Below are 26,535 nucleotides of genomic sequence, written 5' to 3' on the forward strand. Positions count from 1 at the left end.
TAAACGCTTCTTACCTATGATAAGAAGCGTTTACTGTTTATTTATCTATTGTTATATCATTTCTGCTTTGTTTGATTTTAGCCTGTGCAGCCGCTAATTTAGCAATAGGAATCCTAAACGGCGAACACGATACATAATGTAACCCCAGTTGGTAACAGAACTCAATAGATGATGGTTCTCCACCATGCTCTCCACAGATACCTATTTTAAGGTTTGGCTTAACTTCTTTTCCTAACCTCACTGCCTGCCCAATAAACCTTCCTATTCCTTTTTGATCTAAAACTTGGAAAGGGTCTTTTTTTAGAAGTCCTTTATCAACGTATTCTCCTAAGAATTTTCCAGCATCATCTCGTGAAAATCCAAAGCTCATTTGTGTTAAATCATTGGTCCCAAAACTAAAGAAATCCGCAAACTTTGCAATATCATCCGCTATCATACAAGCTCTTGGTGTTTCAATCATTGTCCCAATAGGGAATGATAAGTTAATTTTTTTAGATTTACTCTCCTCAACAATTGTCTCTTCAATCAGATCACGTATTATAGAGATTTCTTCATGCGCTGTCACTAAAGGAATCATAATTTCTGGCTTTGCCTCATATCCCTCTTTCATTGCAAGTATAGCGCCTTGTACAAGAGCTCTCACCTGCATTTGGTAAATTTCCGGATAGGTAATCGCAAGTCTACAACCACGATGACCTAACATAGGGTTGAATTCTTCTAATGTTTGAATCCGTTTTTCAATAGCTAAAGTAGATATCCCCATTTGTCTTGCCATAGATTCTATAGACTCTTTATCATGGGGTAAGAATTCATGTAAAGGAGGGTCAAGCAAACGAATCGTACAAGCTTTACCTTTCAATACTTTAAAAATTTGATAAAAATCGTCTCTTTGGAAAGATAAAAGCCTTTCTAGAGCCTTCCTTCGGCTCAATATTTCATCCGCTAAAATCATTTCTCTAACGACTGGAATACGTTCATCGTCAAAAAACATATGTTCCGTGCGACAAAGACCTATTCCTTCTGCTCCAAAGTCCAAGGCCTTTTGAGCATCTCTCGGATTATCTGCATTTGAACACACCATCATATCTCGATTTTCATCTACCCATTTCATAAATATCTCAAAATCACGATCTACGCTAGTCTCTGCCATCGGAACTTGTCCTATATAAACATTTCCTGTAGCACCATCGATTGATAACATCTCACCTTCTTTTATCGTTTGATGCCCAATAGAAATTTCTCGTCTTACTTCATCAACCAATAATTGACTACAGCCTGCAACGCATGGTTTCCCCATTCCTCTGGCTACTACTGCCGCATGGGAAGTCATTCCGCCTCTTGCTGTTATAATCCCGTTTGCACTAACCATCCCCTCGATATCTTCAGGTGATGTCTCTTGTCTGACCAATAGCACTGGATTTCCCTTTTTCATCTCTTTAACAACATCTTCTGCATGGAAATAAACTTTCCCATAAGCAGCTCCAGGAGAAGCTGGAAGTCCTGTCGTCAAAATAATAGCTTTCTTTAAACTTTTCAAGTCAAAAGAAGGGTGTAATAACTGATCTAATTGTTTGGGCTCGATACGTAGTATAGCTTCTTCTTTACTAATTAGGCCTTCATTTACTTGATCTACTGCTATTTTGATAGCTGCCTTCGCTGTACGCTTACCGCTTCTCGTCTGAAGCATATAAAGATTACCATTTTCAATTGTAAACTCCATATCTTGCATATCGCGATAATGAGCTTCTAACTTTTGGGTAACGCTTACAAACTCTTGGTAAATAATAGGCATTTGTTCTGCCAATTTTGATATGGATTGTGGTGTTCTGATACCTGCAACAACATCTTCTCCTTGTGCATTAATCAAATACTCACCAAATAAATTTGCTGCTCCAGTTGATGGGTTTCGTGTAAAAGCAACTCCCGTTCCGCTGTTATTTCCCATATTCCCAAAAACCATAGCTTGGATATTAACGGCTGTCCCAAGCGTCTCCGGAATATCATTTAATTTACGATAAATCTTAGCTCTTGGATTATTCCATGATTTAAAAACTGCCTCAATTGCTAACAAAAGCTGCCTTTTAGGATCTTGCGGAAATTTTTCTCCTGCTTCTTTTTGATATAGTTCCTTGTAAAATTCAACAAGTCTCTTTAAATCTGAACCAGTTAGTTCTGTGTCATCTTGATAACATTTATCTGTCTTAAGTCGATCTAAAATGGTATCAAATTTATATTTTGGAATGCCTGTAACCACATCTGCAAACATTTGGATAAAACGACGATAACTGTCATAAGCAAAACGCTCGTCTTCTGTCTTTTTCACTAAACCTTGGACACTACGATCATTTAACCCTAAATTTAAAACTGTGTCCATCATACCAGGCATTGAAAAAACTGATCCTGACCGAACTGACACCAACAAAGGATCATCAACACTTCCTAATTGCTTGTTCTGTTCAACCTCCAATTGTGCCATTGCTTGATCAATTTGACTAAGAATACTCTCTCGGATATGGCAAGCGTTATCATAATAATCATTACAAGCCTGTGTTGTAATAGTAAAACCTTGTGGTACCGGTAACCCAATACTCGTCATTTCAGCTAGATTAGCCCCCTTACCACCTAGCAGTTCCTTCATTTCCTTACAACCTTCATCAAAATGATACACAAACTTAGTTTCCATCAGCGTCTCCTTTTACAGATTTTTAGCTACTTGTCCATTTGTTTTTAAGATTTCTAAAATAATCGTTGCTGTTTCTTCGATTGCTTTATCAGATACATTAATGATTGGGCAACCTAAATTTTTCATAACTTCTTCAGCATACCTCGTCTCCTCCAAAATCCGTTCTAAACTGGCATAATTTGCCGTACTAGAAAGACCTAAGGACTTTAATCGAACTTTTCGGACTTGATTAAGATGATCAACCGAATTAGTTAGTCCGATAATCCTTCTAGAATCAATCATACGTAATTCTTTAGGAACAGGAACCTCTGGAACCAAAGGAATATTAATAACTTTAATATTTTTATCTGCTAAAAACATACTTAATGGTGTTTTAGAAGTTCTTGAAATTCCTATAATAACTAAATCTGCTTGTAAAATACCTCGCGGATCTCTCCCATCATCATATTTTACTGCAAATTCTATTGATTCTACTCTTTTGAAATAATCATTGTCTAAGCGTCGTAAAATCCCTGGTTCTCCCAAAGGATCTATACCCGATATCCTTGATATTCCTTGAATAACATTTGTTAATAAGTCAACATAAGCATAATGTTCACTTTCACATCGTTTCTGTGCATAGGAAGCCAAAGCAACATCAACTAAACTAAACATCATAAATACTGTCTTCTGGCTAGCCTCTTCAAAAACTTGTTCTAAGCGTTCCTGACTGTTAATATAGGAAAAACGTTGAAAATGCCAATCATCATGTCCTGGAAATTGTGACAAACATGCTTTCGCAATAGCTTTGGCTGTTTCCCCTAAAGAATCTGAAATAATAAATATAGTGAGTTGATCTTCCATCAGTTTCCTCCTAATAATCTCTTATTTCTAAAAACAAACTAGCGAGGATTGTTTTAGATAATTTCCCGATCACTTTAAATTTTTCGGGATATTGCTTATCATGACGAACGACAGGGAGACTATCCACTTTTCTGCTCACTAATTTATCAGCTGCCGCAAAAAGACTTTCATTTTCTAAAACAGTTGTCACGTGTGGCATACGTGTCATCACCATTCCTATTGGCATTTTAGAAAGATCTCCTCCGCCAATACTGATTTTTAGTAAATCTTTACGTGACACGACTCCACAGAGAAAATCATCATCATCCAAGATAAAAGCACAACCAGCATCTTCCATAAAAATATGTACAATAACATCATAAACTGAATCTTTTTGATGAACTGTCAGAGGGATCCCCATAATTTCTGAAACTGTCATCTTTTCAAAATGACTTGTCCCTATTGAAGCATGATACTGTCCTAAATAAAAATAACCAACCTTAGGTTTTGCATCTATGATACCTAGCATACTTAAAACCGCCAAATCAGACCTTAGTGCTGCTCTTGTTACTCCTAATTTCTCAGCTATTAGCTCACCAGTAATGGGCTGAAACTGTTTGATAATATCAATAATTCTTTCTTGCCTTTGATTTAATTGAATAAGATCACCTTCTTTATATATTGTATACTATTTATTTTATATGTTATATTATATATCTTTTTTTACTGAAATCAAGTAAAAAAAGATACTATTTTAAAAATAATCATACTATATATTTGCTTTTAGACATATCTTTTGTTAAACTTTCTTCGAAAACGTTTTCGAATATAAGTATCGGAGGTTGTAATATGACAATTAAAAATCTCACTGTTGCAGGAAGTGGCGTTCTAGGTAGTCAAATCGCCTTTCAAGCAGCTTACAAAGGAATGTCTGTCACCATATATGACATTAACGATGAAGCTTTAAATAAGGGAAAAGAACGCATCAAAAAATTAGCTAAAGTCTATCAATCAGAAATTGAAACAGCAAAAGAAGCATATAGTGATAAAGCTAAAAGTATCAAGTATAATAAAAACTTATTGCCTAGCTTAGACCATATTTTTCTTTCAAAAGTTGCCGATTCATTAGACTTGATTGCTGATTTACCAAACCAAATTACTTTTTCAAAAAACTTAGACCAAGCTGTAAGTGACGCCGATTTAGTAATCGAAGCTGTCCCAGAAACAGTTAGTATAAAAGAAGATTTTTATAAACAATTAGCTAAAGTGGCACCTTCAAAGACAATCTTTGCAACAAATTCTTCAACACTTGTTCCAAGTCAGTTTGCTGATATAACAGGACGGCCTGACAAATTTTTAGCAATGCATTTCGCTAACAATATTTGGCAAAATAATATTGTTGAAATTATGGGACATAAGGGAACTGACGACGAGGTTATCAAAGAAGCTTTGGCATTCTCAAAAGATATTGGTATGGTGCCTTTACATATTCATAAAGAACAACCTGGCTATATTCTTAATTCAATACTAGTTCCATTCTTAGAGAGTGCACTAGCATTGTACTATGATAAGGTTTCTGATTCTGAAACTATTGATAAAACCTGGAAGTTAGGAACAGGAGCACCGATGGGACCTTTAGAAATTTTAGATATTATTGGCATCGATACCGCTTATAATATCATGAAGAATTATTCAGATACCAACAGCGATCCTAATAGTCTTCATGCTCACCTTGCAAAAATGCTTAAAGAAGAATTCATTGATAAAGGACGTACCGGTAAAGCTGCTGGACACGGCTTTTATGATTACGACTAAACTATAAAAGAGGTTAGATAAAAATCTAACCTCTTTTATAATTCAACTAAAGAATAGTTGCACCAAGAACAGTTTTAAAATGATTTAAAGCCCATTGATGATTACTATCATTTAAGCTAGCTACAGCTGCTGCTGGGACCTCAATTTTATAACCTAAGTTATAAGCATCAATTGCTGTGTGTAATACACAAATATCTGTCAATACTCCTGTCAATATCAAAGTATCTACTCGTCTTTCACGTAGGCGAATATCTAAATCAGTGCCAGAAAAGGCAGAATAATGACGCTTATCTATCCAAAAAACACGACTATCTTCCTTAATAGTTTCATATAGAGTTCCCAAAGGACCATATAGGTTTCTACCAGAAGTCCCTTTAATATTATGCTCAGGAAAAAGATTGCTCTCTGGATGAAAAACATCTCCAATATCATGATTATCAATCGCAAAAAAAATATAATCCCCTGACCGGTATGCTTTCTCTGTAACGTCAGCTATAGCTGAAGCGATAGATTGCGCTGGTTTACCTGCCGTTAATTTCCCATCATCTGCCACAAAATCATATGTGTAGTCTATTGAGATGAGTGCTTTTGTCATTTTTCTTCTTATCTCCTCTTGATTTCAAAAAAGGAACTGAAAGCTACTCCCAGTCCCATGCTATGATTAATTATATTCTTTTAATTTGTCAAAAATACCTTCGTTAATAACTTTGAGGTATGTTCCCTTCATACCGAGTGAGCGGCTCTCAATGATTCCCGCAGACTCCAATTTACGAAGAGCATTTACAATAACGGAACGTGTAATTCCAATACGGTCTGCAATAACAGATGCCGTTAGGCGTCCTTCAAGTCCATCTAATTCTCCTAAGATAGCAGCTACAGCTTTCATTTCTGAATAAGATAGAGTGTTGATAGCCATTGTCACCGCTGTTTGTTTACGAATATTTTCTTCTAGATTTTCTGTTTGAAGGTTAAGTAATTGAATACCAACAACGGTGCTTGCAATTTCAACTAAAATCAAATCATCGTCGCTAAATTCTTTATCATTACGCCAGATAATAAATGTTCCCAAGCGCATTCCACCACCATAAATTGGAGCGATTGTTGTAATACCATCTTGGAAGTTTTCCTTTGTCTCAACTGGGAAAATTGACAAATCATTATCTACTGATAAGTTAGCTTCTGTATCATAAACACGACTAGCAGATTTAACATAGTAATCTGGGAATTGTTTTGTTTCAAAAAATTCTTCCACACGGTCAGTGTTTGTTTTATATTTCATGGCATAGCCAAGTAAGTTACCACCACCATTAATAATACATGCGTTACAGTCAATAATATCAGCTAATTGAGCCGCCATTGTATTATATGGTAGTTCGGCATCTAAGCTATCTACGGAACGCTGTAAGATGGATGTAATTTTTCTAGTTTTTTCTAATAAATTCGGCATTTCCTTCATCCTTTGTATGTTTTGCGTTACAATTATATCAAAGCATTTTAGCTTTTGCAAATCGATATCAGTACATTTTAAGAACTTCTATTGTTAATTTAATGTTTATCTAATAAAAATTCATTCTAGCGCTTGTATTGGCTTAAAAAGCGAGCCATTTTTTCTTGTAGTTCAGTCAATTCATCAACACGTGGTAAGTAAACAATTCTAAAATGGTCAGCGGTATTCATATTAAATCCTCTACCGTGTGTTAGTAATACTTTTTCTTGTTTTAAGAAATTAAGCACAAACTCTTCATCATTATCAATACGGTACATATCTGTATCAATTTTAGGGAAAAGATACAGTCCAGCATTTGGTTTTACAGCAGATAAACCAGGTATTTCATTAATTGCTTTATGGATATAATTACGTTGCTCGTAGATACGACCTCCTGGCAACAACATACTATCAATAGATTGCTGTCCGCCTAACGATGTTTGAATAACCTGTTGAGCAAGAACATTTGAACACAGCCTCATGTTAGCTAACATATTCAAACCTTCAATATAACCTTTAACATGTTGTCGCGGACCAGACAATACCATCCAACCAACGCGGAAACCACAGATGCGATGTGATTTAGATAAGCCAGATAAAGTAACTGTAAAAATATCCTCTGCAATAGAAGCAATTGGGATATGCTCCATTCCATCCATAACTAAACGGTCATAAACCTCGTCTGAAAAAATAATCAAGTCATTTTGTCTAGCGATATCCACAATCTCTTGCAGAATTTCACGCGGATAGACTGCTCCAGTTGGATTATTTGGATTAATGAGGACAATTGCTTTTGTTTTGGATGTGATTTTTGATTTGATATCATCAATATCAGGATACCAATTAGCTTCCTCATCACAAATATAATGCACAGCATTTCCACCAGCAAGGCTAACACAAGCTGTCCATAACGGGTAATCTGGCATTGGAACTAGAACCTCGTCATCATTATCAAGCAAAGCTTGCATTGACATAGAGATTCCCTCACTAACACCATTAACAATGTATATATCATCCATGTCAACATGGATGTTTTGTAACTGGTAATACTGCATAACAGCCTTACGAGCTGAAAAAATACCTTTCGAATCAGAGTAACCTTCTGATTCACGCGCATTCGTAATTAAATCACGAATGACTTCATCTGGCGCTTCGAAGCCAAAGGCAGCTGGATTTCCAGTATTTAACCGCAATATCTTTTCACCATTTGCCCTCATGCGGTCCGCCTCTTCTAAAACAGGGCCTCTAATATCATAAGCTACATGTTCCAGCTTCATTGATTTATCAAATATCTTCATAAAAATACCTCGTATCTTCCATTATAAAACAAATATTCTCAAAATTGAAACTTTTACTGCGGTTTATCAAGCGATTAAGTTAATATTAAGCTATTTCAGAAAACTAACATAAAACGCTTTCATTTTTCTAGAAAAAACGTTATAATATAGCTATAAAATGAATAACCAACATATCTAACTTACTCATCACTCACTCCTTCTGATAAGATGGCTAGTTGAGTGCAAGAGGTTATCTCTTTTGGTTATATTTAGAGGAGGACAGGCTTATGTCACAAAAATATGAACGCATCCTTGTCGCTATTGATGGATCAACAGAATCTGAACTTGCTTTTGAAAAGGCAGTTAACGTTGCTCTTCGCAATGATTCTGAATTAATCTTGACACATGTTATAGATACACGTGCTTTACAAAGCTTTGCGACATTTGATACTTATATCTATGAAAAATTAGAAAAAGAAGCAAAAGATGTCCTTGAGGAATATGAAAAACAAGCTCGTGAAAAAGGAGCAGATAAAGTTAGACAAGTCATTGAATTTGGTAATCCCAAAACATTACTTGCACATGATATTCCAGAAAAAGAAAAAGTAGACTTGATTATGGTTGGTGCAACAGGTCTTAATACCTTTGAACGTTTCCTTATCGGATCTTCCTCAGAATACATCCTTCGTCACGCTAAAGTAGATTTACTCATTGTACGTGACCCTAATAAAACAATGTAAATTTAAATACGCTCACTTTCTAAAATATCCTGAGTTATATTAACTCAGGATATTTTTATTTTCGATTTAAGGATTTCTGAATTTGGCTATCTAATTCACGTCGAATTGATGGCTCAGGAGCGAAATGTTCTTCCCAGTCGTCTGGTTTTAAAATTTTATGAGTAACAGGATCAAAATGAGCTTTGCCATCTGGAAAGATTTTCCCCATATTGGCCTCATGTACTGTATCAAAAAGAGGTTTTGGGTCGACTCCCATAAGAACAAAGGAGCCATAAGTCAGATAAAGTAAATCTGTTAAGGCATCCACTTCTCCCACTAATGGTGTTTCTGGATGGTCTTTAGAAATAACCTTATCTCTTGCTTTATCAATAGCTAAGTGTAAATTACGGATAGATTGGTCAAATACTTTTTGGTTACCTTGACTAGCAGCATACAAGAACTCAACGATTTCTTCTACTTTAAAGTCTGACCTGAAACCAGCTTCCTTACTGTCATATAAGCGTGGCGTTTCAATAGTTTCACCATCCATTAATAGATGGAAGGATTTTACTTTATTGAAATTCTCGTCACGACTACTGAATGTTTTTTCAATCTCAAATTGGATAAGTCCATAATGGGCTAATGCCTTAGAGATACTATCATCATTATTGTCAGCAGTTGTATAACGTGCATTTTCTCTCACTTGCTGACTAGCGTTCCCCATGGCAACACCAATGCCAACTTGAGATAACATCTCAATATCATTATCAGAATCTCCAAATGCTATCACTTCGGATAGATCAAAACCATAGCGTTGACCAACACGTTCAATTCCCTTAACTTTTGACTGCCCTTCAGAAATGACATCCATTGAGTAAGGACTGCTTCTTGTTAATTTAACACGAGGAAATTGTTTTTGAATTCGCTCTGATTCGCCCTCTGTTGCAACTAAAACGACCTGATAAATAGGTTCTCGTAAGATAACCATGAGGCTATCAATATTTTGAGGTTTAATCCGACGAATAAAATGCTTAAAGCTTCGTTCAATCGCTTTTGCCCATTTTCTCGGAACAAGGCTAGATACAATCTGCCCCAAACGGCTAGTTCCTAGACCAATAATACCTGAACCGAGTAATCCTGAGGCTGTTCCTAATGAAATTTCTCTTCTTCTTGCTCCAGCATAACGAATCAGACGATAGACAGTTGTCTTAGATAATTGATTGGTATAAATAATTTCACTTCTACTATAGATATATTGACCATTATAGGTTACAGCAAAATCTAAACCAAGGTTTTCTAAAAAAGGTTGTACAAAACTAGGACCTCGCCCCGTTGCTAAACCGACTAGTATTCCTTGGTCTTTCAAATTTCGAATTGCTTTAATTGTTGACTTTTGTACATTCTTACGATCATTAAGAAGTGTACCATCAATATCAAAAAATACTGCCTTAATTGCCACTGGGTCAACATCCCCTCTTTTTTATGATAAAATAAATTATATCACAACTTGAAAGAAGTATAAAATCAATGAAAAAAATCCTTGTTCTACACACAGGTGGAACGATTTCCATGAATGCTAACGAGAAGGGACAGGTCATGTCCAGCGCCGATAACCCAATGAAATACGTTGATTTATCATTAGATGACCTTGATTTGACTGTTGTAGATTTTCTAAATCTTCCCAGTCCTCAAATCACCCCTCATCATATGCTTGATATCTATCACTATCTGAAGCAACATGCCAGTAATTTTGATGGTGTTGTCATTACGCATGGGACTGACACTTTAGAAGAAACAGCATATTTTTTAGACACAATGATACTCCCTAAAATCCCAATCATCATTACCGGTGCTATGAGAAGCACAAATGAACTTGGTAGCGATGGCGTTTATAATTACCTATCAGCCCTCCGTGTCGCTAATAGTACTAAAGCTGCCGACAAGGGGGTGCTAGTTGTCATGAATGATGAGATACATGCTGCTAAATATGTCACAAAAACACATACAACAAACGTTTCGACATTCCAAACCCCTACACATGGCCCCCTTGGGATTATTATGAAACAAGACCTGCTTTTCTTTAAAGCAACTGAAGAGAGAGTTCGTTTTGATTTAGATAAAATTACAGGAACTGTTCCTATCGTGAAAGCATATGCTGGCATGGGTGATAGTGGTATCATTAGCTTTTTAAATTCTCAAAATATTAGCGGATTAGTTATTGAAGCACTCGGTGCAGGGAATATGCCCCCAAAAGCTGCACAAGAAATCGAAGAATTAATTGAGCAAGGTGTCCCTGTTGTTCTAGTGTCTCGCTGTTTTAATGGTATTGCTGAGCCAGTTTACGGATATGAAGGTGGCGGAGCAAAATTACAAGAATCTGGTGTCATGTTTGTTAAAGAACTAAACGCTCCCAAAGCCAGACTCAAATTACTCATTGCACTCAATGCAGGTCTCACAGGGCAAAATCTAAAAGACTATATTGAAGGTTGATAAAAAACTCTAGAAATATTTCTAGAGTTTTTTATTAATTTTCAGTTTGTAATACTCTCTCAACACTGCTAATAGGCATTTCTTGATTCGTTATTAATTGAAATGCTTCTGCTCCTTGATAAATCAGCATCCCTAGACCATTATAAGCATGTTTCACTCCATTTTGTCTAACAAATCGTAACAATGCTGTTTCTTTAGGCTTGTAAACCAAGTCGACAACTACTAAATTCGGTGTTAAAATTTCTGGATCGTTAATTAAACTATAATTATCTAATGGCCTCATTCCTAAACTAGTAGCATCAATATAAAAATGACTAGTTCTAATAGCGTCTTTAAATGCTGTCTTATTTTCTAGATAATCAACGACTACCTTTATTTGAAACTGTTTTTTAATTTTATCTGATAAGTCAATGACCTTATCGTAATTTGAGCTGTTACGATTAAATAATCTAATTTCCGCAACTCCCTCCATAGCTGCTTGAACTGCAACTGCTTTACCTGAACCACCAATACCAGCTATTGTAATTATTTTATTTTTAGCACTGAAACCTTGAGCTGCTAAAGCTTTAAAACAACCAATGCCATCTGTCATATGGCCTACTAAACGTCCGGTTCCACCTTGATTAACGATAGTATTTACAGCACCCACTAATTTAGCTTGAGGAGATAAATCATCTAGCAAAGGGATAACACTCTGTTTAAATGGCATTGAAACATTAACACCACGAATACCCAATGCCCTGACACCTCGAACAGCTTCTGTTAATTTACCCTCTTCTACTTCAAATGTCAGATAGGCATAATTCATGTTTTTTTCTTGAAAAGAGGTATTCCACATTAACGGGGATAGAGAGTGGCGTGCAGGATTGGCAATTAGACCAGTTAGTAAAGTTTCCCCATTTAATGAATTCATTGTATAACCTTCTTTCTTAACAATTTATTTCAGTTCATTTTACCAAAAACTGACTCAATTAAAAAGAGAGTATGTAATTTATACTCTCTCCCTTAGTTTAAGGCAATATATTACCTGCACTACGGTAAATATCATACCATTCTTTACGGGTTAAAGCGATATCATTAGCCTTATCAATCGCCTTTAAACGAGATGGATTCATTGAACCAACAATCGCCTGCATTTTGGCAGGATGACGTAAAATCCATGCAATCACAATAGCTTCGCTGCTAACATTGTAGTTTTTTGCCAGTTTAGCTATGGTTTCATTTAATTCCTTATAATCCGGATGATTAACAAATAAACCACGAGATAAATCAATTTGAAATGGAGACCAAGCTTGAATGGTAACTCTTTTAAGACGACAATAATCAACAATGCCATCATCATGTTCAATTGAAGCTTTATTTAACATGTTAACATTTAACCCTGCATCAAACATTGGTGTATGTGCTGGCGATAACTGAAGTTGATTCACTGCTAAGGGCTCGTCAAGGTAGGATTGTAACAACTCCATTTGAAACCGGTTTTGATTGCTAACACCAAAGTGTTTTACTTTACCTTCTGCCCTCAGTTTGGTAAATGCTTCTGCTACTTCTTCAGGCTCAACTAATACATCTGGACGATGAAGAATGAGAAAATCTAAATATTCTGTCCCTAATCTTTCTAAAATACCATCTACTGATGATAAAATATACTCTTTAGAAAAATCAAAGTAACCTTCTCGTATCCCACATTTAGATTGAATAATCATTTTGTCACGATTGACATTTAAATGTTTGATTGCATCTCGAAAGCGTAATTCAGATAGCCCTCCCCCATAAATATCAGCATGATCAAAAAAATTAATACCCAAATCTAATGCTGTTCCAACTACTTCTTCAGCTTGTTTTCCTTTCAAGTCACTCATTCTCATACAACCTAAAGCAATTCGAGTTGCTTGAATGCCTGTTTGTCCAATGTTTTGTAACATATGCACCCCATTCTAATCTGTTTGTATTAACAGAAAGATTAATCAATTCATTATAACAAAATTTCTATGAAAAGGCTTACTATTACAAATGCAAAAAGCTGAGTAAATTTAACTCAACTTTTTTTCTGATACTCATTATTGACTAAATAAGTCGGTAAGAAAAATCTATTCTGAAAAGTACTATTATAAATTACAGTAATCATTATTGTCATAACATACCTCCACATCTGTGATAGGAATATCATATGACAGCAAGCTTAAACTGAGCTTAGCACAGCCTTAATAGAAACTTAATCAAAATCTGAATGTTGGCGTAAATTATCTAGAATAAGTGCCCATTCTGTATTTTCTTTCCAATTATTATCTTTGACAATATCACTAGCAACACGTCTGGCTTCTTCTAAAATAGGATAATCCTCAACGATATCAGCTACTTGAAATTCTGGAATTCCAGACTGACGAGTACCAAAGATTTCACCAGAACCACGCATTTTTAAATCCGACTCAGCTAAAACGAAACCATCTGTCGTTTCTGTCATGATTGTCATTCGTTTTTTCCCAGAATCAGTTTTGGGATTAGCCACTAAAACAGCGTATGATTGTTTATATCCACGACCAACACGCCCACGAAGTTGATGTAGCTGGCTTAATCCAAAACGATCGGCATCCATAATAATCATGATCGTTGCATTTGGGACATTTACCCCTACTTCAATAACTGTTGTAGATACTAAAATATGACTTTTTTTATCCTTGAAATCTTGCATTATAGCATCTTTTTCATCATTTTTCATACGTCCATGTACAAGAGCAACCTTAGCAATTCCTTCAAAATAAGTAGATAATTCAGCATGCAATGCTACTGCATTCTTTAAATCTAAAGCTTCTGACTCTTCAATCAACGGTGAAATGACATACACTTGAGCATCTTTTTGCAATTCACCTTTTACCCATTCCAACACAGTACCTAGCTGCTCGTGTTTCACCCAGCGTGTAATAATAGGTTTACGACCGGCAGGTAATTCATCAATAATAGAAACATCCATTTCTCCAAAAGCTGTGATTGCTAGAGTTCGGGGAATTGGGGTGGCTGTCATCATTAAAACATCAGGATTTTCTCCCTTTTCACGGAAAATTCTACGCTGTTTAACACCAAAACGATGTTGCTCGTCTGTAATTACAAGCCCCAGTTTATGGTACTGTACCGAGTCCTGGATAAGAGCATGAGTTCCTACAATCATATCAACCGAGCCATTTGCAATAGTTGCTAAAACCGTACGCTTAACAGCTGCTTTCATACCCGAAGTTAATATAGCGATTGATAAATCTGGAAATAACTCTTGCAGACTAATGTAGTGTTGTTCAGCTAGGATTTCCGTTGGAACCATCAAAGCCGATTGAAAACCTGCTGTATAAGCTGCATACATTGATAGACCAGCAATGACTGTCTTTCCTGATCCTACATCTCCTTGCAATAAACGATTCATATGAGCTCCCGATGACATATCAGATAATATTTCATCTAAAGAGCGCTTTTGAGCATTCGTTAGAATAAAAGGTAAAGAGGAAATTTTTGTCTCCATAGCATGTTTACTATAAAGAATAGGCAAACCATTTGTTTCAGATTTATTTTCGGATTTCAAAACTTGAAGGTTCATTTGAAAGTAAAATAATTCTTCAAATTTAATCCGACGGAGCGCTTGCTTATACTCTGTGATATCTTTTGGGAAATGCATAGCTAAACAAGCCTGACTACGACCCATCAATCGGTATTTTTCCAATAAAGTAGCTGGTAAATTTTCCTTCAATTCCAAATGCGCACTGATTTCAAAAGCTGACTTAATAGCTTTAATCAAAGTAGACTGTGAAATTCCCTGAGCTACGCGATAAACAGGTTGCATGTCATCTTCAACTTGAGCTAAAACCTTCATCCCAGTAATAGCTGATTTAGTTGCATCCCATTTACCAAAGACAGCTACCTCTTGACCAAGTTCTATTTTATCAGCTAAATAGGGTTGATTAAAAAAACTAACATTTAAGACAGCTTCCCCTTGACGCAACTTAAAACTTAAACGGTTACGTTTAAAACCATAATATTGTACATTAGCTGGAGTAACGACTAGGCCTGTAATGACTGCTTTTTCACCATCCACTAAATCAAAAACAGATTTTGATTTAAAATCTTCATAGCGAAACGGATAATAAAGAAGTAAATCTTCTACTGTATAAATATCTAATTTCTGAAATTTTTCTGCTGATTTTGGTCCAAATCCCTTAAGATTAGAAATTGGTGATTGTAATAGCATAAGATTCTCCTTCTAATATCTTTTATTATACTAAAAGATCACCAAAAAGGCGCCTCAAGAGCGCCTTTATTATGTCTAATTATTTATGGCCAATAACATAAGTTAATTGTGCAGCTTGTGCTGAACTAAAAGTACGGTAAGAGACAATACCACGTCCCATTGCATTAGATTCTGAAATAAGAACTGAACCATCTTTTTTAACTTCTTCAACAATAGCTACGTGACCGTAAGTGCCATCAGCACCAGCTTGTCCTGGTGAAAATGATACAGCATAGCCTACTTTTGGTGAATGTGTTGTTTCAAAACCAGCCTTATGTTGCCAATCTCCACCATTACCCATAAATGGATCAAATGTATAACCTAACTCTTTAGCGCGGTTAAAGACATACCATGTACATTCACCCCATGGATAAGTTGATGCAATATAGCTAGCTGTGTTAACTGCTGTTGATAAGCTAAAACCACTTGGTAAATCTGCTAAACTTGCTGTCGATAAAGCTTTCAAGGCAGCAGGAATTTCTGGTGTCCCTCCATGTTGATCAATCCAGCGGTCTAAATCTTCCATAATCTGGGCACGACGTTTACCAGTTCCAGAGTTATCTGTATAATAAACACCACCCTCAGTAACTGTATTAAGTTGTCCAGAAGATAATTTCTGTGCTTTCAAATCTTGGATTTCAAAGCTAGAGTTGTTGTTTTTAATAATTGTATTTTTTGTCAACAACATAATTGCTTCTTCATCATTATAAGCACTAGCATGGCTAGAGTCATGATCAAAGGCACCATAACCAAACATATTAGCACCTGGCATCTTAGCCACTCCTTGAGTTCCCAATGAACTTTCAAGGACAGCAATAGCTACAATAGCACGGACATCTAAACCACTATCTTTTTCCCATTGTAATAACTTAGCACCATTGATACGATTAGAATCATATTGAATCCCTAAAGATTTTAAGTACCCATCTAATTGTTCAGCTTTGATACCGTAACGATGTGACAATAAATAGTGAGAGTAGGCATCCTGACCAGACCAGTGTTCTACGTAGAATGGCGTTGCTGTCACTGGTGAAATCGGTGTTGATAATAAGTTATCATCAAAGGATAAAGCAGGAACAGAAGCATTCTGATTTGTCTGAACACTTTCTATCTGAGACGGAGCGGGAGTTATTTTAGGCTCTACTAATGGTAAGGTAGGCTCAGGTTTTAATTCAGTCTTTGTTGATTGACCTGGCTTACTGTCTGCTTGACTACTGTTTGTAGTATTAGTGCTAGGAGTAGATGCTGTTGAAGCAGAATCAGATGTTTTAGCATCTTCGTTGGAAGAAGATTGATGTGATGAACTTGATGATGATTCATTGCTTGATGATGTCTCTGTCGTACCAATCTCTGTTTTTTCTGTTGAGATACTTCCTTCGGCTGAAGGTGAAGCAGTTTCTGAATCTGTAGGTTGTGTTTTTTCCTGTTTCTCTGCTTCAGAAGAACTTTCTGTTGATGCTGTTGCCATTGTCAGGCTTGTTTCTGGATTAATAGTTTCTGCTAAGGTCACTAAAGGTGATGATAGCGATAAGACTAAAGTGGATAACAACAAAGTTGCCATTACTTTTTGTTTTGACATATACTAATGATTTCCTTCTATAAAAATTGTCACTGATTAGTTTAACATATTTTTAAATTTTTTAAAACAGTTAACTACTGTGTCATTTGTTTTTAATAATATCTCGGAATACGATCGCTTAAAAGACAAAGTACTTCATAATTAATCGTCTGTCTTTTTTGAGCGACGTCCGTAGTTGTAATGTTACAACTACCTTGTTGACCAATCAAGGTTACTTTAGTTCCGATAGTATATTTTTGAGGTAAACGGATAGTCATTTGATCCATCGAGACACGCCCAATAATTTCACAAAGTTCTCCATTTACTATAACTGAAAATCCTTGCATATCTCGTGTCCATCCATCAGCGTAGCCAATCGGTACTGTTCCAACAAATTCGTCTCCAGTAACTTGATAGGTTGCGCCATAGCCAACTTGAGAACCATCGTGTAGTTGTTTAACATGTACTAGCTCAGACTCTAAACTTAAAGCAGGGTTTATAGGGTAAGGTAAGTCTAAATCAGTTCCACTTGGATTTAAGCCGTACATAACAACACCCAATCTAACGGCATTAAAAATTGTCTCACTATGCCAAAGGCTTGTAGCAGAATTACTAGCATGAACAAGGTCCGGACAATTATCTAATCCTGAAATAAAGTCTTTAAAAAAAGTAAGTTGTTGATTGAATTTACAGTTATCGGCTTCATCAGCTGTTGCAAAATGGGTGAAAATCCCCTTGACAGAGGCACCACTTTCCCCCAATTCAGAAATTAGCTTATTTCCTTCATCTAACTGGCGAACACCTATACGTCCCATTCCACTATCAACTTTGATATGTACTTCTAGACCAGATAAATCTACTGCTGATGTCTGACATAAACGTAACCACTCCAAGCTAGCAACTGTTAGAGTAATATTTTCATTTTTGGCTAGTATAACCTGCTCAGGCATAACAACACCTAATACCAATATCATTTTTACAATTCCTGCTTGACGTAGCTCAATAGCCTCATCTAAATTGGATACGCAAAAACCATCTACAATAGACTCAATGTATTTTGAAACTTCAACAGCACCATGCCCATAAGCATTAGCCTTAACTACAGCAAATGTTTTTTTATCACTTGGAATGTGCTCTTGTACAGATTTAACGTTATTTGCAATCGCCTCTAAATCTATCAAGGCTCTGGTTGGTCTATGATAACTTGAAATCATTTTTCTTCCTCCAAAATAACACTAGCTTGTGCATAATTACCACTATGAGATATTGAAACAAAAGATTTTCCATTAAACGGTTCTTTTGTAATCAAAGGCGCTCCTTTATCATCCGATAAAATTTCGATATCATGAAAATTAACTTTCCCAATTCCTGTTCCAAGTGCTTTGCTATAAGCCTCTTTTGCTGCCCATCGCCCTGTTAAAAAAGACATCTGACGCTTGGGATTGGAAATTCCTTTAAAAAGAAGCAATTCTTGTTCGGTCAAAACGCGTTCTGCAAAACGTTGATTACGCTCATATGCTTTAGTAATCGCCTCTATCTCTTGTAAATCAATTCCGTGTCCAACAATCATGTGTAACTCCTATAAGTTCGATACTTACAAACTATTGTAAATATCCCTAATTAGCATTTCTGTTTTATCCCAACCTAGACATGGATCTGTGATAGACTTACCAAAAACATCTGGTTTATCTTGTCTTCCATCTTCTAAATAAGATTCTATCAAAAAACCACGAACATAGTTTCTAATTTTAGTATGCCACTGTCGGTCTGCAAGTACTGATTTCACAATGCGAATTTGTTCTAAAAATTGCTTACCTGAATTGTCATGATTTGTATCAACAACAATAAAGGGATTTTGCAAATCAGTCTCTTCATAATGAGTAATAGTTTCTAAAAGGTTTTCATAATGATAATTAGGGATACTTCGATAGTCGGCATTATGATATCCTCTCAAAATAACATGTGACAGCAAATTACCATCTGTTCTAACTTGCTTATTTTGATAGAATAATTCCTGTTGATTTTGTGCTGCATAGACCGCATTAAACATGACTCTTAAATTACCAGACGTTGGATTTTTCATACCTACTGGTGCATCTATACCTGAAGATATAAAACGGTGTCCCTGATCTTCCACTGAACGCGCACCAATAGCATAGTAAGAAACTAAATCATCCATCACTGATAACATCTCTGGATAAAGTAATTCATCAGCTGTCAGGAGTCCAGTCTCTCGAATGATGTCATAGTGCATCTTACGTGCTTGAAAAAAAACTCCTAGTTTGTCAGAATGGTGAACTAAGCCTTTATAACCATCACCATTCGTTCTTGGCTTAGCGGTATAAACTCTCATAACCAAAAACATTTTATCTTTAAAGGCAGCTTCCAATTTAGCTAAACGCTTTGCATAAGTTAGCACCGCCTTTGGATTATCCGCAGAACAAGGACCTACTATTACTAGAAACCGCTGATCCTCACCTTTTATGATATTTTTTAACTCTTCTTCTTTGGCTAATTTTTTTTGGCTAACTTCTAGATCTAAGCTAGTTTTCTGCTTCAATATTTCAATATTAATTTTATCACTTAACTGATGAAATCCCATGTTTTTTCCTAATACAACCTAAGTCTATTAATAAGCTCTGCTATACAATATAGTCGTCATACTATTAGACAAGTAATGATAAAACAGTCTTCTCAGACTGTTTTATTTTTATTTTAAAATCATTGTTATTGTAAACATCTCAGACCATGACAATTTTTAAACTTCATGCCAGAGCCACAAGGACATTTATCATTACGTTTAATCCCTTGGTATTCTGGTGATTCATTATTCATAGGTACATGTTGTGCCGAGATATTTTGCTCTGCTGTTGTCGTAGCATGTTGAGAAGCACGTTCACGCTCTTGTTCATGAATTTGAGCTTTCATCAATGTACGTGTCACATCAAACTCAATCGAACCAATCATATCTTGGAACATACGGAAACCTTCTGATTGATACTCAACGATTGGGTTATTTTGAGCATAACCACGAAGTCCAACGGAGTTACGTAATTGATCTAAGGCATCAATATGCTCTGTCCATTGATTATCCACTACCATCAAGATTAAGACTTTTTGGAATTCGATAATAGCTTCTGGATCTTTTAATTTAGCAATTTGTTGCTCATAAACAGCTAAGGCACGTTCATAAAGAAGTTCTTTAATTTCAGCCTCTTTTAGACCACGAAGTTCTGAAACTGTGATAGCTTCTTCATCTAATAACGCCGATCTTGCAAAATTAACAATAGCTTCTGCTGCAGTATTTTTATCGCTTCTGCTATGTGCATCAACTGCTCTTTTAATCGTACGTTTAATCATCCCTTTGAGCTCTGGTCCTAAATCACGCTCAGCAGTAATCACTTCTCTACGGTTAGCATAAATAATCTCACGTTGTTCACGCATAACATCATCGTATTGCAAGACTTGTTTACGTGTGTCATAGTTATTACCTTCAACGCGGCGTTGAGCTGATTCAACTTGTCGTGTCAACATTTTTGATTTAATAACTGTATCATCTTCAGCTAAATTCATTCGCTCAAGAACCACTTTAATACGATCTGTACCAAAGCGACGCATCAAATCATCTTCTAACGAAAGATAGAATTGTGATTCACCTGGATCTCCTTGACGACCCGAACGACCACGAAGCTGGTTATCAATACGACGGCTTTCATGACGCTCTGTACCAATAACACATAAACCACCAAGTTCACGAACCCCTTCACCAAGCTTGATATCAGTACCACGACCAGCCATGTTGGTTGCGATTGTAACAGCACCACGTTGCCCAGCATTCATAATGATTTGAGCTTCTTTAAAGTGATTTTTAGCATTCAAAACTTCATGTGGTACTCCAGCAGCAACTAATTTTCTAGAAATTAAGTCTGACGTTTCAACAGCTACTGTACCAACCAGTACAGGTTGTCCTTGTTCATAACGTTCTTTGACATCTGCTACCACCGCTCTAAATTTAGAGTCAAGAGTTGGATAAAGTAGATCTGAATGATCTATACGTTGAACAGGACGATTTGTTGGGATAGGAATAACGCGCATATTATAAATTTCACGAAACTCTTCTTCCTCAGTCTTACCAGTACCAGTCATTCCTGCTAATTTATGGTACATACGGAACATATTTTGGTAAGTAATTGAAGCGCTCGTTTTTGATTCTTCTTGGATTGGCACTGACTCTTTTGCTTCAATAGCTTGGTGTAAGCCATCTGAGAAACGACGTCCTTCCATCGTACGACCGGTAAATTGGTCCACAATTAAAATCTCTTGTTCTTCACTAACCACATAATCAATATTTAACAACATAATATAGTTAGCTCGAAGAGCGTTATCAATGTAGTGAGTTAAGGCAACATTTTCGAGATCATACAAGTTATTTAGATGGAAATAGTTTTCAGCCTTGTCAATACCTGTATCTGATAAACCAATTGTTTTTGTTGGAACATCAATGATATAATCATCGCTATTAAGCGTTTTTACAAACATGTCCGCACGTGTATACAGTTGGTTCATCTCAGAGCTTACAGGACCTGAAACAATCAATGGCGTCCTAGCTTCATCGATTAATACAGAGTCAACCTCATCAACCAAAGCATAGTTGAGTGGGCGTTGCACCATATCTTCTTGGCGAACAACCATATTGTCTCGAAGGTAGTCAAATCCGACTTCTGCGTTAGTTGAGTATGTGATATCACAATTGTAAGCTTCGCGTTTTTCAAATGGTGACTTAGCTGCTAAGTTAATCCCTACAGATAATCCAAGCCAACTATAAACCTCACCCATTTCGGTCGCATCACGTGTTGATAAATACTCATTAACAGTAATAACATGAACACCTAATCCTGAGATAGCATTTAGATAAACAGGCATTGTCGCTGTTAAAGTTTTTCCCTCACCAGTACGCATTTCTGGAATATCACCATGGTGAAGAACGATACCACCCATAATTTGGACGTGGTATGGGTATAAACCTAATACACGTTTAGAAGCTTCACGAACTACCGCAAACGCTTCCGGTAACAATTGATCTAAAGTTTCACCATTTTGATAACGTTCTTTAAATTCTGGAGTTTTTGCTTGTAAAGCTTCATCTGATAACGCAGCCATATGATCTGCGTAAGAGTCAACTTTCTTAGCTATTTTATCTAATTTTTTTAATTCACCCTTGTCATTTTCAATAACAGTGCGTAGAATATTTGCCATTCTAATTCCTTTCGATACTCTTATCACCACATTTTACCATAAATAATGTTGTCTTTCAATAAATGGTCGTTTTAATCGAGATTAAAAAGAGTGGTATCCCCACTCTCATTATTTTTTAACATGACTTGCTATAATTTCTAACTGTCCATCAATATCCCATTTGACAACATCATTTGGCAAGATAAAGTGGTCACCTTTTTTAAGTGTATAAACTTTGTTATCTACTGTAATGTGACCCGCTCCGTCTAAGACACTAACCAAAAGGTAGGGTGCAAATTGTTTAAAGTTGGTAACACCAGAAATTTCCCATTTATAAACTGTAAAGAAATCATTTGAAACTAATAAAGTTGAAGATAGATGTTTTAACTTCATATTGGCAGGAACAGTATTGGCAGGTTTACCAATCGTGAGAACATCTATTGATTGTTCAATGTGTAAATCACGTAATTTTCCTGAAGCATCTGGACGATCAAAATCATAAACACGATAAGTAGTATCACTAGATTGCTGTGTTTCTAAAATTAATATCCCTTTACCTATAGCATGCATTGTCCCACTTGGAACGTAGTAAAAATCCCCTGATTTAACAGGAATTCGGGTTAAAAGATGTTCCCAATCTCCAGATTCAATCATTTGGCGAAGTTCTTCTTTAGTTTTAGCATTATGACCATAGATAATTTCAGATCCTTCATCAGCAGAAATAATATACCAACATTCTGTTTTACCAAGTTCACCTTCATGTTTAAGAGCATAAGCATCATCCGGATGAACCTGTACACTAAGCCAGTCATTAGCATCTAAGATTTTAGTTAGTAAAGGAAAGACAGTATCATCAGGGTTGCCAAATAAGCTTTTTTCACCTTGATACAGCTTATCTAAAAAACAACCTTTAAAGCGACCATTCTTAACTCTTGAGACACCGTTAGGATGAGCTGAAATAGCCCAATATTCTCCTGTTGTTTCACTTGGAATATCATAGCCAAATTCATCCCTTAACTTTGTTCCACCCCAGATTTTATCGTGCATGCTTGCTTCTAAAAATAATGGTTCCGACATAAGAATCCCCTATCTTTTGTAAAATTCAAGCCTATTATAGCATTTTATCCATCATATCGCTTACTTTTTTTAATCTTTTATTTGCTAACTAAACTAAGTAGTGGCTTAAGGGTTTTATTAACCTTTTGATATTTTCTTTGCTAAAGCAAAATTTCCTAACGTTGCAGAACCATTTTCTTCTATAGCTGGTGTCACAATATAATCAGACAAATCGGGAACTGGTAAATACCCATTTAATAAAGTTGCAAATGTCTGGCGAACACGTCTTAACATGTGCTCTTGTGCCATGACGCCTCCACCAAATACAATGACTTGTGGACGATATAATACAGTTGCTTGTATTGCAGCCTGAGCAATATAATAGGCTTGAACATCCCAAACCATTGAATTTTCTTCAATCAATTCACCACGAATACCAGTCCTAGCTTCTAGAGTTGGACCAGATGCCAAACCTTCTAAACAGCTATTATGAAACGGACAGATACCTTTAAAATCATTTGCTTGGTCCTGCGGATGCATCGCCATATAAGTATGACCTGCTTCAGTATGACCAGTTCCTCCTATAAATTCACCCTTTTGTATAGCTCCTGCACCAATTCCCGTACCAATGGTGTAATAAACAAGTGAATCAATATTGTTACGAGCTATAACTTCACCATAGGCAGAGCTATTAACATCTGTTGTGAAATAAAATGGAACATTGAAATCTTTAGAAATTAAGCCGAGTAAATCAACATTAGCCCAATGCAACTTTGGGGTCGTTGTGATATAACCGTATGTCTTTGATTTTTTATCAATATCAATGGGACCAAAAGAACCAATAGCAACTGCCTCTAACTTCTTTTCAAATCTTTTAAAGAAATCAACAGTCTTTTTAATCGTTTCTTGAGGCGTCGTTGTTGGAAATTGCATTTTTTCTACAACTTTTAATTCCTCATCACCAACTGCACAAACAAACTTTGTCCCACCTGCTTCAATACTACCATATAACTTTGTCATCTTTTTTCCTATCTATAATCTCTATCTCAAAGACAAAGGTTGGGATAATTATCCCAACCTTTAATCCTCACTTAACATCAATAATCATGTCACCTGTAGTAACAACACCCTCTTTTACCAATGGTACAACATCAGCAAAATCAGCTGTATTAGTCACAATAATCATAGCTGTATTATCCAGACCTGCTTCTGCAATCTTGGCTGAATCAAAGGTGCCAAGAATATCACCTTTTTTCACTTTTTGGTCTGCCTTGACTTTAGAAGTAAACCCTGTGCCATTCATGGTGACAGTATCAATACCTATATGAATCAAAATTTCTGCACCTTTATCTGATTTGATACCGTAAGCATGACCTGTTTCAAAAGCAATTTGGACAAAACCATCAACAGGTGAGTAAATTGTATTACCTCTTGGTTTAATAGCAAGGCCATCTCCCATAATACCTGATGAAAAAACTGGGTCACTTACTGTATCAAGAGCAATAACCTGTCCATCAAGAGGGCTAACAATCGTTTCTGACCTTAATTGGCTAGTTTGAGTAATTGTTGGATCGTCATCTGTTTCTTCAACCAAAGGACTAACTTCAGCTACTGCTTTTTCATCTTTATCTTCATATCCAAACATATAAGTTAATACAAAAGCCAAAGACGTAGTTCCAATTACCATAATAAGGTACTTAACAATTTGACCATTTAAATAAAGTAATGTTCCTGGGATAATGGTAATACCAAAACCAGTTCCTGCTAATTTCAATATTGAAGCTAACCAGCCACCTGCTGCTCCTGCAATTAATCCCATAATAAATGGCTTACCAAAACGTAAGTTTACTCCAAATATAGCCGGTTCTGTAATACCAAGTCCAGCTGAAAGCGCTGCCGGAAAAGCAAGGGCTTTTAATTTTTTATTTTTTGTTTTAACACCAACTGCCAAAGTGGCACCTGCTTGTGCTGTCATAGCAGCTGTAATAATAGCATTAAATGGATCTTTCCCATCAGCAGCAATTAACTGAGCTTCAAGTAAATTAAAGATATGATGAACACCTGTAACAACGATTATCTGATGAACACCACCTAAAATAAGACCTGACAGGCCAAGAGGTAAATTAAGGACAAATTTTGTCCCTGCTAAAACATAGTTTTCAACTGAATGGAAAATAGGACCAATGACAAAAAGTGCTAAAATTGACATAACTGTAAAAGTTAGGAACGGCACTAATAGTAAATCAAGAACATCTGGGATTTTCTTATGCAACCATTTTTCAAGTTTAGCACCAAGTAAACCTACAAAGAATGCCGGCAATACTGAATTTTGATAACCAACTACTGGAATAAAACCGAAAAATTTTATGGGATGGGCATCACCTGAGGCCACTGCCCAAGCGTTTGGAAGGGCAGAGTTGACCATCATCAATCCTAATACGAGACCGATAACAGGATTTCCACCAAAAACTCTAAAAGCTGACCAAGAAATCAAGGCAGGAAAAAAAGCAAAGGCCGTGTCAGTCAAAACGACAGTATAGGTATAAAAATTAGAACTTGAAAATGCTTTTGAAGTCGTCCCAAATAAAGCTAAAACTGTATCATTATTAATCGCACCGCGAATCCCCATAAATAAACCAGTAGCAACAATGGCTGGCAACAATGGAACAAAAACATCACCGAAAGTACGAATAGCTCGTTGGAAAGCATTCCCTTGTTTAGCTGCTTCTGCCTTTTGATCAGAGGTTGACGAAGTTGGCAAACCTTGAGCCACTACTTCATCATAAATCTTATTAACAGTACCAGTTCCAAAAATAATTTGATATTGACCTGAATTGAAAAATGCTCCCTGAACTTTTTCGATATTTTCAACAGTATTTTTATCAATGACTGTCTCATCTTTTACCATAACGCGAAGACGAGTGGCACAGTGTGCTACGCTACGCACATTACTAGCACCACCAATCGCATTAATGACTTGTTTAGCAATTTCTGTATTTGAAGCCATCTATAAATCTCCTTTGATATTTTGAAAGCGTTTCATTTTATTTACTCTAATATTCTAGCACGTCTCATAAATATATGTCAAGCGTTTGACATAAAATAATATTTTTCGATATAAAGT

General features: G+C 36.1%; 21 protein-coding genes. 3 read left to right on the forward strand and 18 right to left on the reverse strand.

Features of this window, described 5'->3' with window-relative positions:
• Nucleotides 1-37: 37 nt before the first annotated feature.
• The 3 genes from ppdK to EGX96_RS02515 are packed head-to-tail and all read right to left on the reverse strand — an operon-like array spanning nucleotide 38 to nucleotide 4,109.
• A complete protein-coding gene (ppdK, locus tag EGX96_RS02505; protein WP_000448266.1) occupies nucleotides 38-2,683 on the reverse strand; it encodes a pyruvate, phosphate dikinase in 2,646 nt (881 codons plus the stop codon).
• A 12-nt stretch (nucleotides 2,684-2,695) separates the two neighbouring features.
• A complete protein-coding gene (locus EGX96_RS02510) occupies nucleotides 2,696-3,526 on the reverse strand; it encodes a pyruvate, water dikinase regulatory protein (protein ID WP_000390093.1) in 831 nt (276 codons plus the stop codon).
• 10 nt (nucleotides 3,527-3,536) lie between these two features.
• Nucleotides 3,537-4,109, reverse strand: a complete 573-nt coding sequence (locus tag EGX96_RS02515; protein ID WP_306536365.1) for a helix-turn-helix transcriptional regulator — start codon at nucleotides 4,107-4,109, stop codon at nucleotides 3,537-3,539.
• Nucleotides 4,110-4,354: 245 nt separating this feature from the next.
• Here EGX96_RS02515 and EGX96_RS02520 point away from each other — a divergent pair, with 245 nt between their 5' ends.
• Complete coding sequence (locus EGX96_RS02520; RefSeq protein ID WP_000153115.1) at nucleotides 4,355-5,320, forward strand: 3-hydroxyacyl-CoA dehydrogenase; 966 nt, start codon at nucleotides 4,355-4,357, stop codon at nucleotides 5,318-5,320.
• 46 nt (nucleotides 5,321-5,366) lie between these two features.
• On the opposite strand, the gene EGX96_RS02525 is transcribed toward EGX96_RS02520, so the two are convergent.
• From EGX96_RS02525 to EGX96_RS02535, 3 genes are all read right to left on the reverse strand, one after another.
• Entirely contained in the window at nucleotides 5,367-5,915 is a 549-nt protein-coding gene (locus EGX96_RS02525; RefSeq protein WP_000158740.1) for a cysteine hydrolase family protein, read from the reverse strand.
• Between the two features lie 66 nt (nucleotides 5,916-5,981).
• A complete protein-coding gene (gene codY, locus EGX96_RS02530) occupies nucleotides 5,982-6,767 on the reverse strand; it encodes a GTP-sensing pleiotropic transcriptional regulator CodY (protein WP_001133183.1) in 786 nt (261 codons plus the stop codon).
• Between the two features lie 125 nt (nucleotides 6,768-6,892).
• The gene (locus tag EGX96_RS02535; RefSeq protein WP_000688108.1) at nucleotides 6,893-8,104 is read right to left on the reverse strand and encodes a pyridoxal phosphate-dependent aminotransferase; all 1,212 of its coding nucleotides are present in this window, start codon (nucleotides 8,102-8,104) and stop codon (nucleotides 6,893-6,895) included.
• A gap of 266 nt (nucleotides 8,105-8,370) precedes the next feature.
• Here EGX96_RS02535 and EGX96_RS02540 point away from each other — a divergent pair, with 266 nt between their 5' ends.
• Nucleotides 8,371-8,823, forward strand: coding sequence for a universal stress protein (locus EGX96_RS02540; protein ID WP_000080032.1), 453 nt, complete (start codon nucleotides 8,371-8,373; stop codon nucleotides 8,821-8,823).
• Nucleotides 8,824-8,878: 55 nt separating this feature from the next.
• Here EGX96_RS02540 and EGX96_RS02545 read toward each other — a convergent pair whose 3' ends face one another.
• Nucleotides 8,879-10,261, reverse strand: coding sequence for an HAD-IIB family hydrolase (locus tag EGX96_RS02545; protein ID WP_050153216.1), 1,383 nt, complete (start codon nucleotides 10,259-10,261; stop codon nucleotides 8,879-8,881).
• Nucleotides 10,262-10,329: 68 nt separating this feature from the next.
• Between EGX96_RS02545 and EGX96_RS02550 the strand changes: the two genes are divergently transcribed.
• Nucleotides 10,330-11,292 (forward strand): asparaginase, encoded by a 963-nt coding sequence (locus EGX96_RS02550; RefSeq protein WP_000723059.1) that lies wholly within the window; start codon nucleotides 10,330-10,332, stop codon nucleotides 11,290-11,292.
• Nucleotides 11,293-11,326: 34 nt separating this feature from the next.
• Here EGX96_RS02550 and aroE read toward each other — a convergent pair whose 3' ends face one another.
• From aroE to EGX96_RS02605, 11 genes are all read right to left on the reverse strand, one after another.
• Complete coding sequence (aroE, locus tag EGX96_RS02555) at nucleotides 11,327-12,205, reverse strand: shikimate dehydrogenase (protein ID WP_001086864.1); 879 nt, start codon at nucleotides 12,203-12,205, stop codon at nucleotides 11,327-11,329.
• 97 nt (nucleotides 12,206-12,302) lie between these two features.
• Nucleotides 12,303-13,217 carry an aldo/keto reductase gene (locus EGX96_RS02560; protein WP_000939997.1) on the reverse strand — a complete coding sequence of 305 codons (915 nt, stop codon included), beginning with the start codon at nucleotides 13,215-13,217 and terminating at the stop codon, nucleotides 12,303-12,305.
• Nucleotides 13,218-13,507: 290 nt separating this feature from the next.
• Nucleotides 13,508-15,523: an ATP-dependent DNA helicase RecG gene (recG, locus tag EGX96_RS02565; protein ID WP_047200354.1), complete on the reverse strand. Its 2,016-nt coding sequence runs from the start codon at nucleotides 15,521-15,523 to the stop codon at nucleotides 13,508-13,510.
• Between the two features lie 79 nt (nucleotides 15,524-15,602).
• A complete protein-coding gene (locus EGX96_RS02570) occupies nucleotides 15,603-17,141 on the reverse strand; it encodes a CHAP domain-containing protein (RefSeq protein ID WP_000043255.1) in 1,539 nt (512 codons plus the stop codon).
• A gap of 92 nt (nucleotides 17,142-17,233) precedes the next feature.
• Nucleotides 17,234-18,334, reverse strand: a complete 1,101-nt coding sequence (gene alr / locus EGX96_RS02575; RefSeq protein WP_000625941.1) for an alanine racemase — start codon at nucleotides 18,332-18,334, stop codon at nucleotides 17,234-17,236.
• Nucleotides 18,331-18,690, reverse strand: coding sequence for a holo-ACP synthase (gene acpS / locus EGX96_RS02580; RefSeq protein WP_000635015.1), 360 nt, complete (start codon nucleotides 18,688-18,690; stop codon nucleotides 18,331-18,333). The genes alr and acpS overlap by 4 nt, the downstream gene beginning before the upstream one ends.
• Before the next feature lie 24 nt (nucleotides 18,691-18,714).
• The gene (locus tag EGX96_RS02585) at nucleotides 18,715-19,722 is read right to left on the reverse strand and encodes a 3-deoxy-7-phosphoheptulonate synthase (protein WP_000505724.1); all 1,008 of its coding nucleotides are present in this window, start codon (nucleotides 19,720-19,722) and stop codon (nucleotides 18,715-18,717) included.
• Between the two features lie 125 nt (nucleotides 19,723-19,847).
• Nucleotides 19,848-22,376 (reverse strand): preprotein translocase subunit SecA, encoded by a 2,529-nt coding sequence (gene secA, locus EGX96_RS02590; RefSeq protein ID WP_001284141.1) that lies wholly within the window; start codon nucleotides 22,374-22,376, stop codon nucleotides 19,848-19,850.
• A gap of 108 nt (nucleotides 22,377-22,484) precedes the next feature.
• Nucleotides 22,485-23,432 carry a mannose-6-phosphate isomerase, class I gene (gene manA, locus EGX96_RS02595; RefSeq protein ID WP_001294263.1) on the reverse strand — a complete coding sequence of 316 codons (948 nt, stop codon included), beginning with the start codon at nucleotides 23,430-23,432 and terminating at the stop codon, nucleotides 22,485-22,487.
• A gap of 117 nt (nucleotides 23,433-23,549) precedes the next feature.
• Nucleotides 23,550-24,431, reverse strand: coding sequence for a fructokinase ScrK (gene scrK, locus EGX96_RS02600; protein WP_000164273.1), 882 nt, complete (start codon nucleotides 24,429-24,431; stop codon nucleotides 23,550-23,552).
• Between the two features lie 67 nt (nucleotides 24,432-24,498).
• Complete coding sequence (locus EGX96_RS02605; protein WP_050153218.1) at nucleotides 24,499-26,418, reverse strand: sucrose-specific PTS transporter subunit IIBC; 1,920 nt, start codon at nucleotides 26,416-26,418, stop codon at nucleotides 24,499-24,501.
• Between the last annotated feature and the right edge of the window lie 117 nt (nucleotides 26,419-26,535).

The organism is Streptococcus sp. FDAARGOS_520 (assembly GCF_003812685.1).
GTDB classification, from domain to species: domain Bacteria; phylum Bacillota; class Bacilli; order Lactobacillales; family Streptococcaceae; genus Streptococcus; species Streptococcus agalactiae.

Coding starts and splice junctions, on each gene's coding strand:
- ppdK (WP_000448266.1), bottom strand. CDS start 2,683: ATGGAAACTAAGTTTGTGTATCATTTTGATGAAGGTTGTAAGGAAATG.
- EGX96_RS02510 (WP_000390093.1), bottom strand. CDS start 3,526: ATGGAAGATCAACTCACTATATTTATTATTTCAGATTCTTTAGGGGAA.
- EGX96_RS02520 (WP_000153115.1), top strand. CDS start 4,355: ATGACAATTAAAAATCTCACTGTTGCAGGAAGTGGCGTTCTAGGTAGT.
- EGX96_RS02525 (WP_000158740.1), bottom strand. CDS start 5,915: ATGACAAAAGCACTCATCTCAATAGACTACACATATGATTTTGTGGCA.
- codY (WP_001133183.1), bottom strand. CDS start 6,767: ATGCCGAATTTATTAGAAAAAACTAGAAAAATTACATCCATCTTACAG.
- EGX96_RS02535 (WP_000688108.1), bottom strand. CDS start 8,104: ATGAAGATATTTGATAAATCAATGAAGCTGGAACATGTAGCTTATGAT.
- EGX96_RS02540 (WP_000080032.1), top strand. CDS start 8,371: ATGTCACAAAAATATGAACGCATCCTTGTCGCTATTGATGGATCAACA.
- EGX96_RS02550 (WP_000723059.1), top strand. CDS start 10,330: ATGAAAAAAATCCTTGTTCTACACACAGGTGGAACGATTTCCATGAAT.
- aroE (WP_001086864.1), bottom strand. CDS start 12,205: ATGAATTCATTAAATGGGGAAACTTTACTAACTGGTCTAATTGCCAAT.
- EGX96_RS02560 (WP_000939997.1), bottom strand. CDS start 13,217: ATGTTACAAAACATTGGACAAACAGGCATTCAAGCAACTCGAATTGCT.
- recG (WP_047200354.1), bottom strand. CDS start 15,523: ATGCTATTACAATCACCAATTTCTAATCTTAAGGGATTTGGACCAAAA.
- EGX96_RS02570 (WP_000043255.1), bottom strand. CDS start 17,141: ATGTCAAAACAAAAAGTAATGGCAACTTTGTTGTTATCCACTTTAGTC.
- alr (WP_000625941.1), bottom strand. CDS start 18,334: ATGATTTCAAGTTATCATAGACCAACCAGAGCCTTGATAGATTTAGAG.
- acpS (WP_000635015.1), bottom strand. CDS start 18,690: ATGATTGTTGGACACGGAATTGATTTACAAGAGATAGAGGCGATTACT.
- EGX96_RS02585 (WP_000505724.1), bottom strand. CDS start 19,722: ATGGGATTTCATCAGTTAAGTGATAAAATTAATATTGAAATATTGAAG.
- secA (WP_001284141.1), bottom strand. CDS start 22,376: ATGGCAAATATTCTACGCACTGTTATTGAAAATGACAAGGGTGAATTA.
- manA (WP_001294263.1), bottom strand. CDS start 23,432: ATGTCGGAACCATTATTTTTAGAAGCAAGCATGCACGATAAAATCTGG.
- scrK (WP_000164273.1), bottom strand. CDS start 24,431: ATGACAAAGTTATATGGTAGTATTGAAGCAGGTGGGACAAAGTTTGTT.
- EGX96_RS02605 (WP_050153218.1), bottom strand. CDS start 26,418: ATGGCTTCAAATACAGAAATTGCTAAACAAGTCATTAATGCGATTGGT.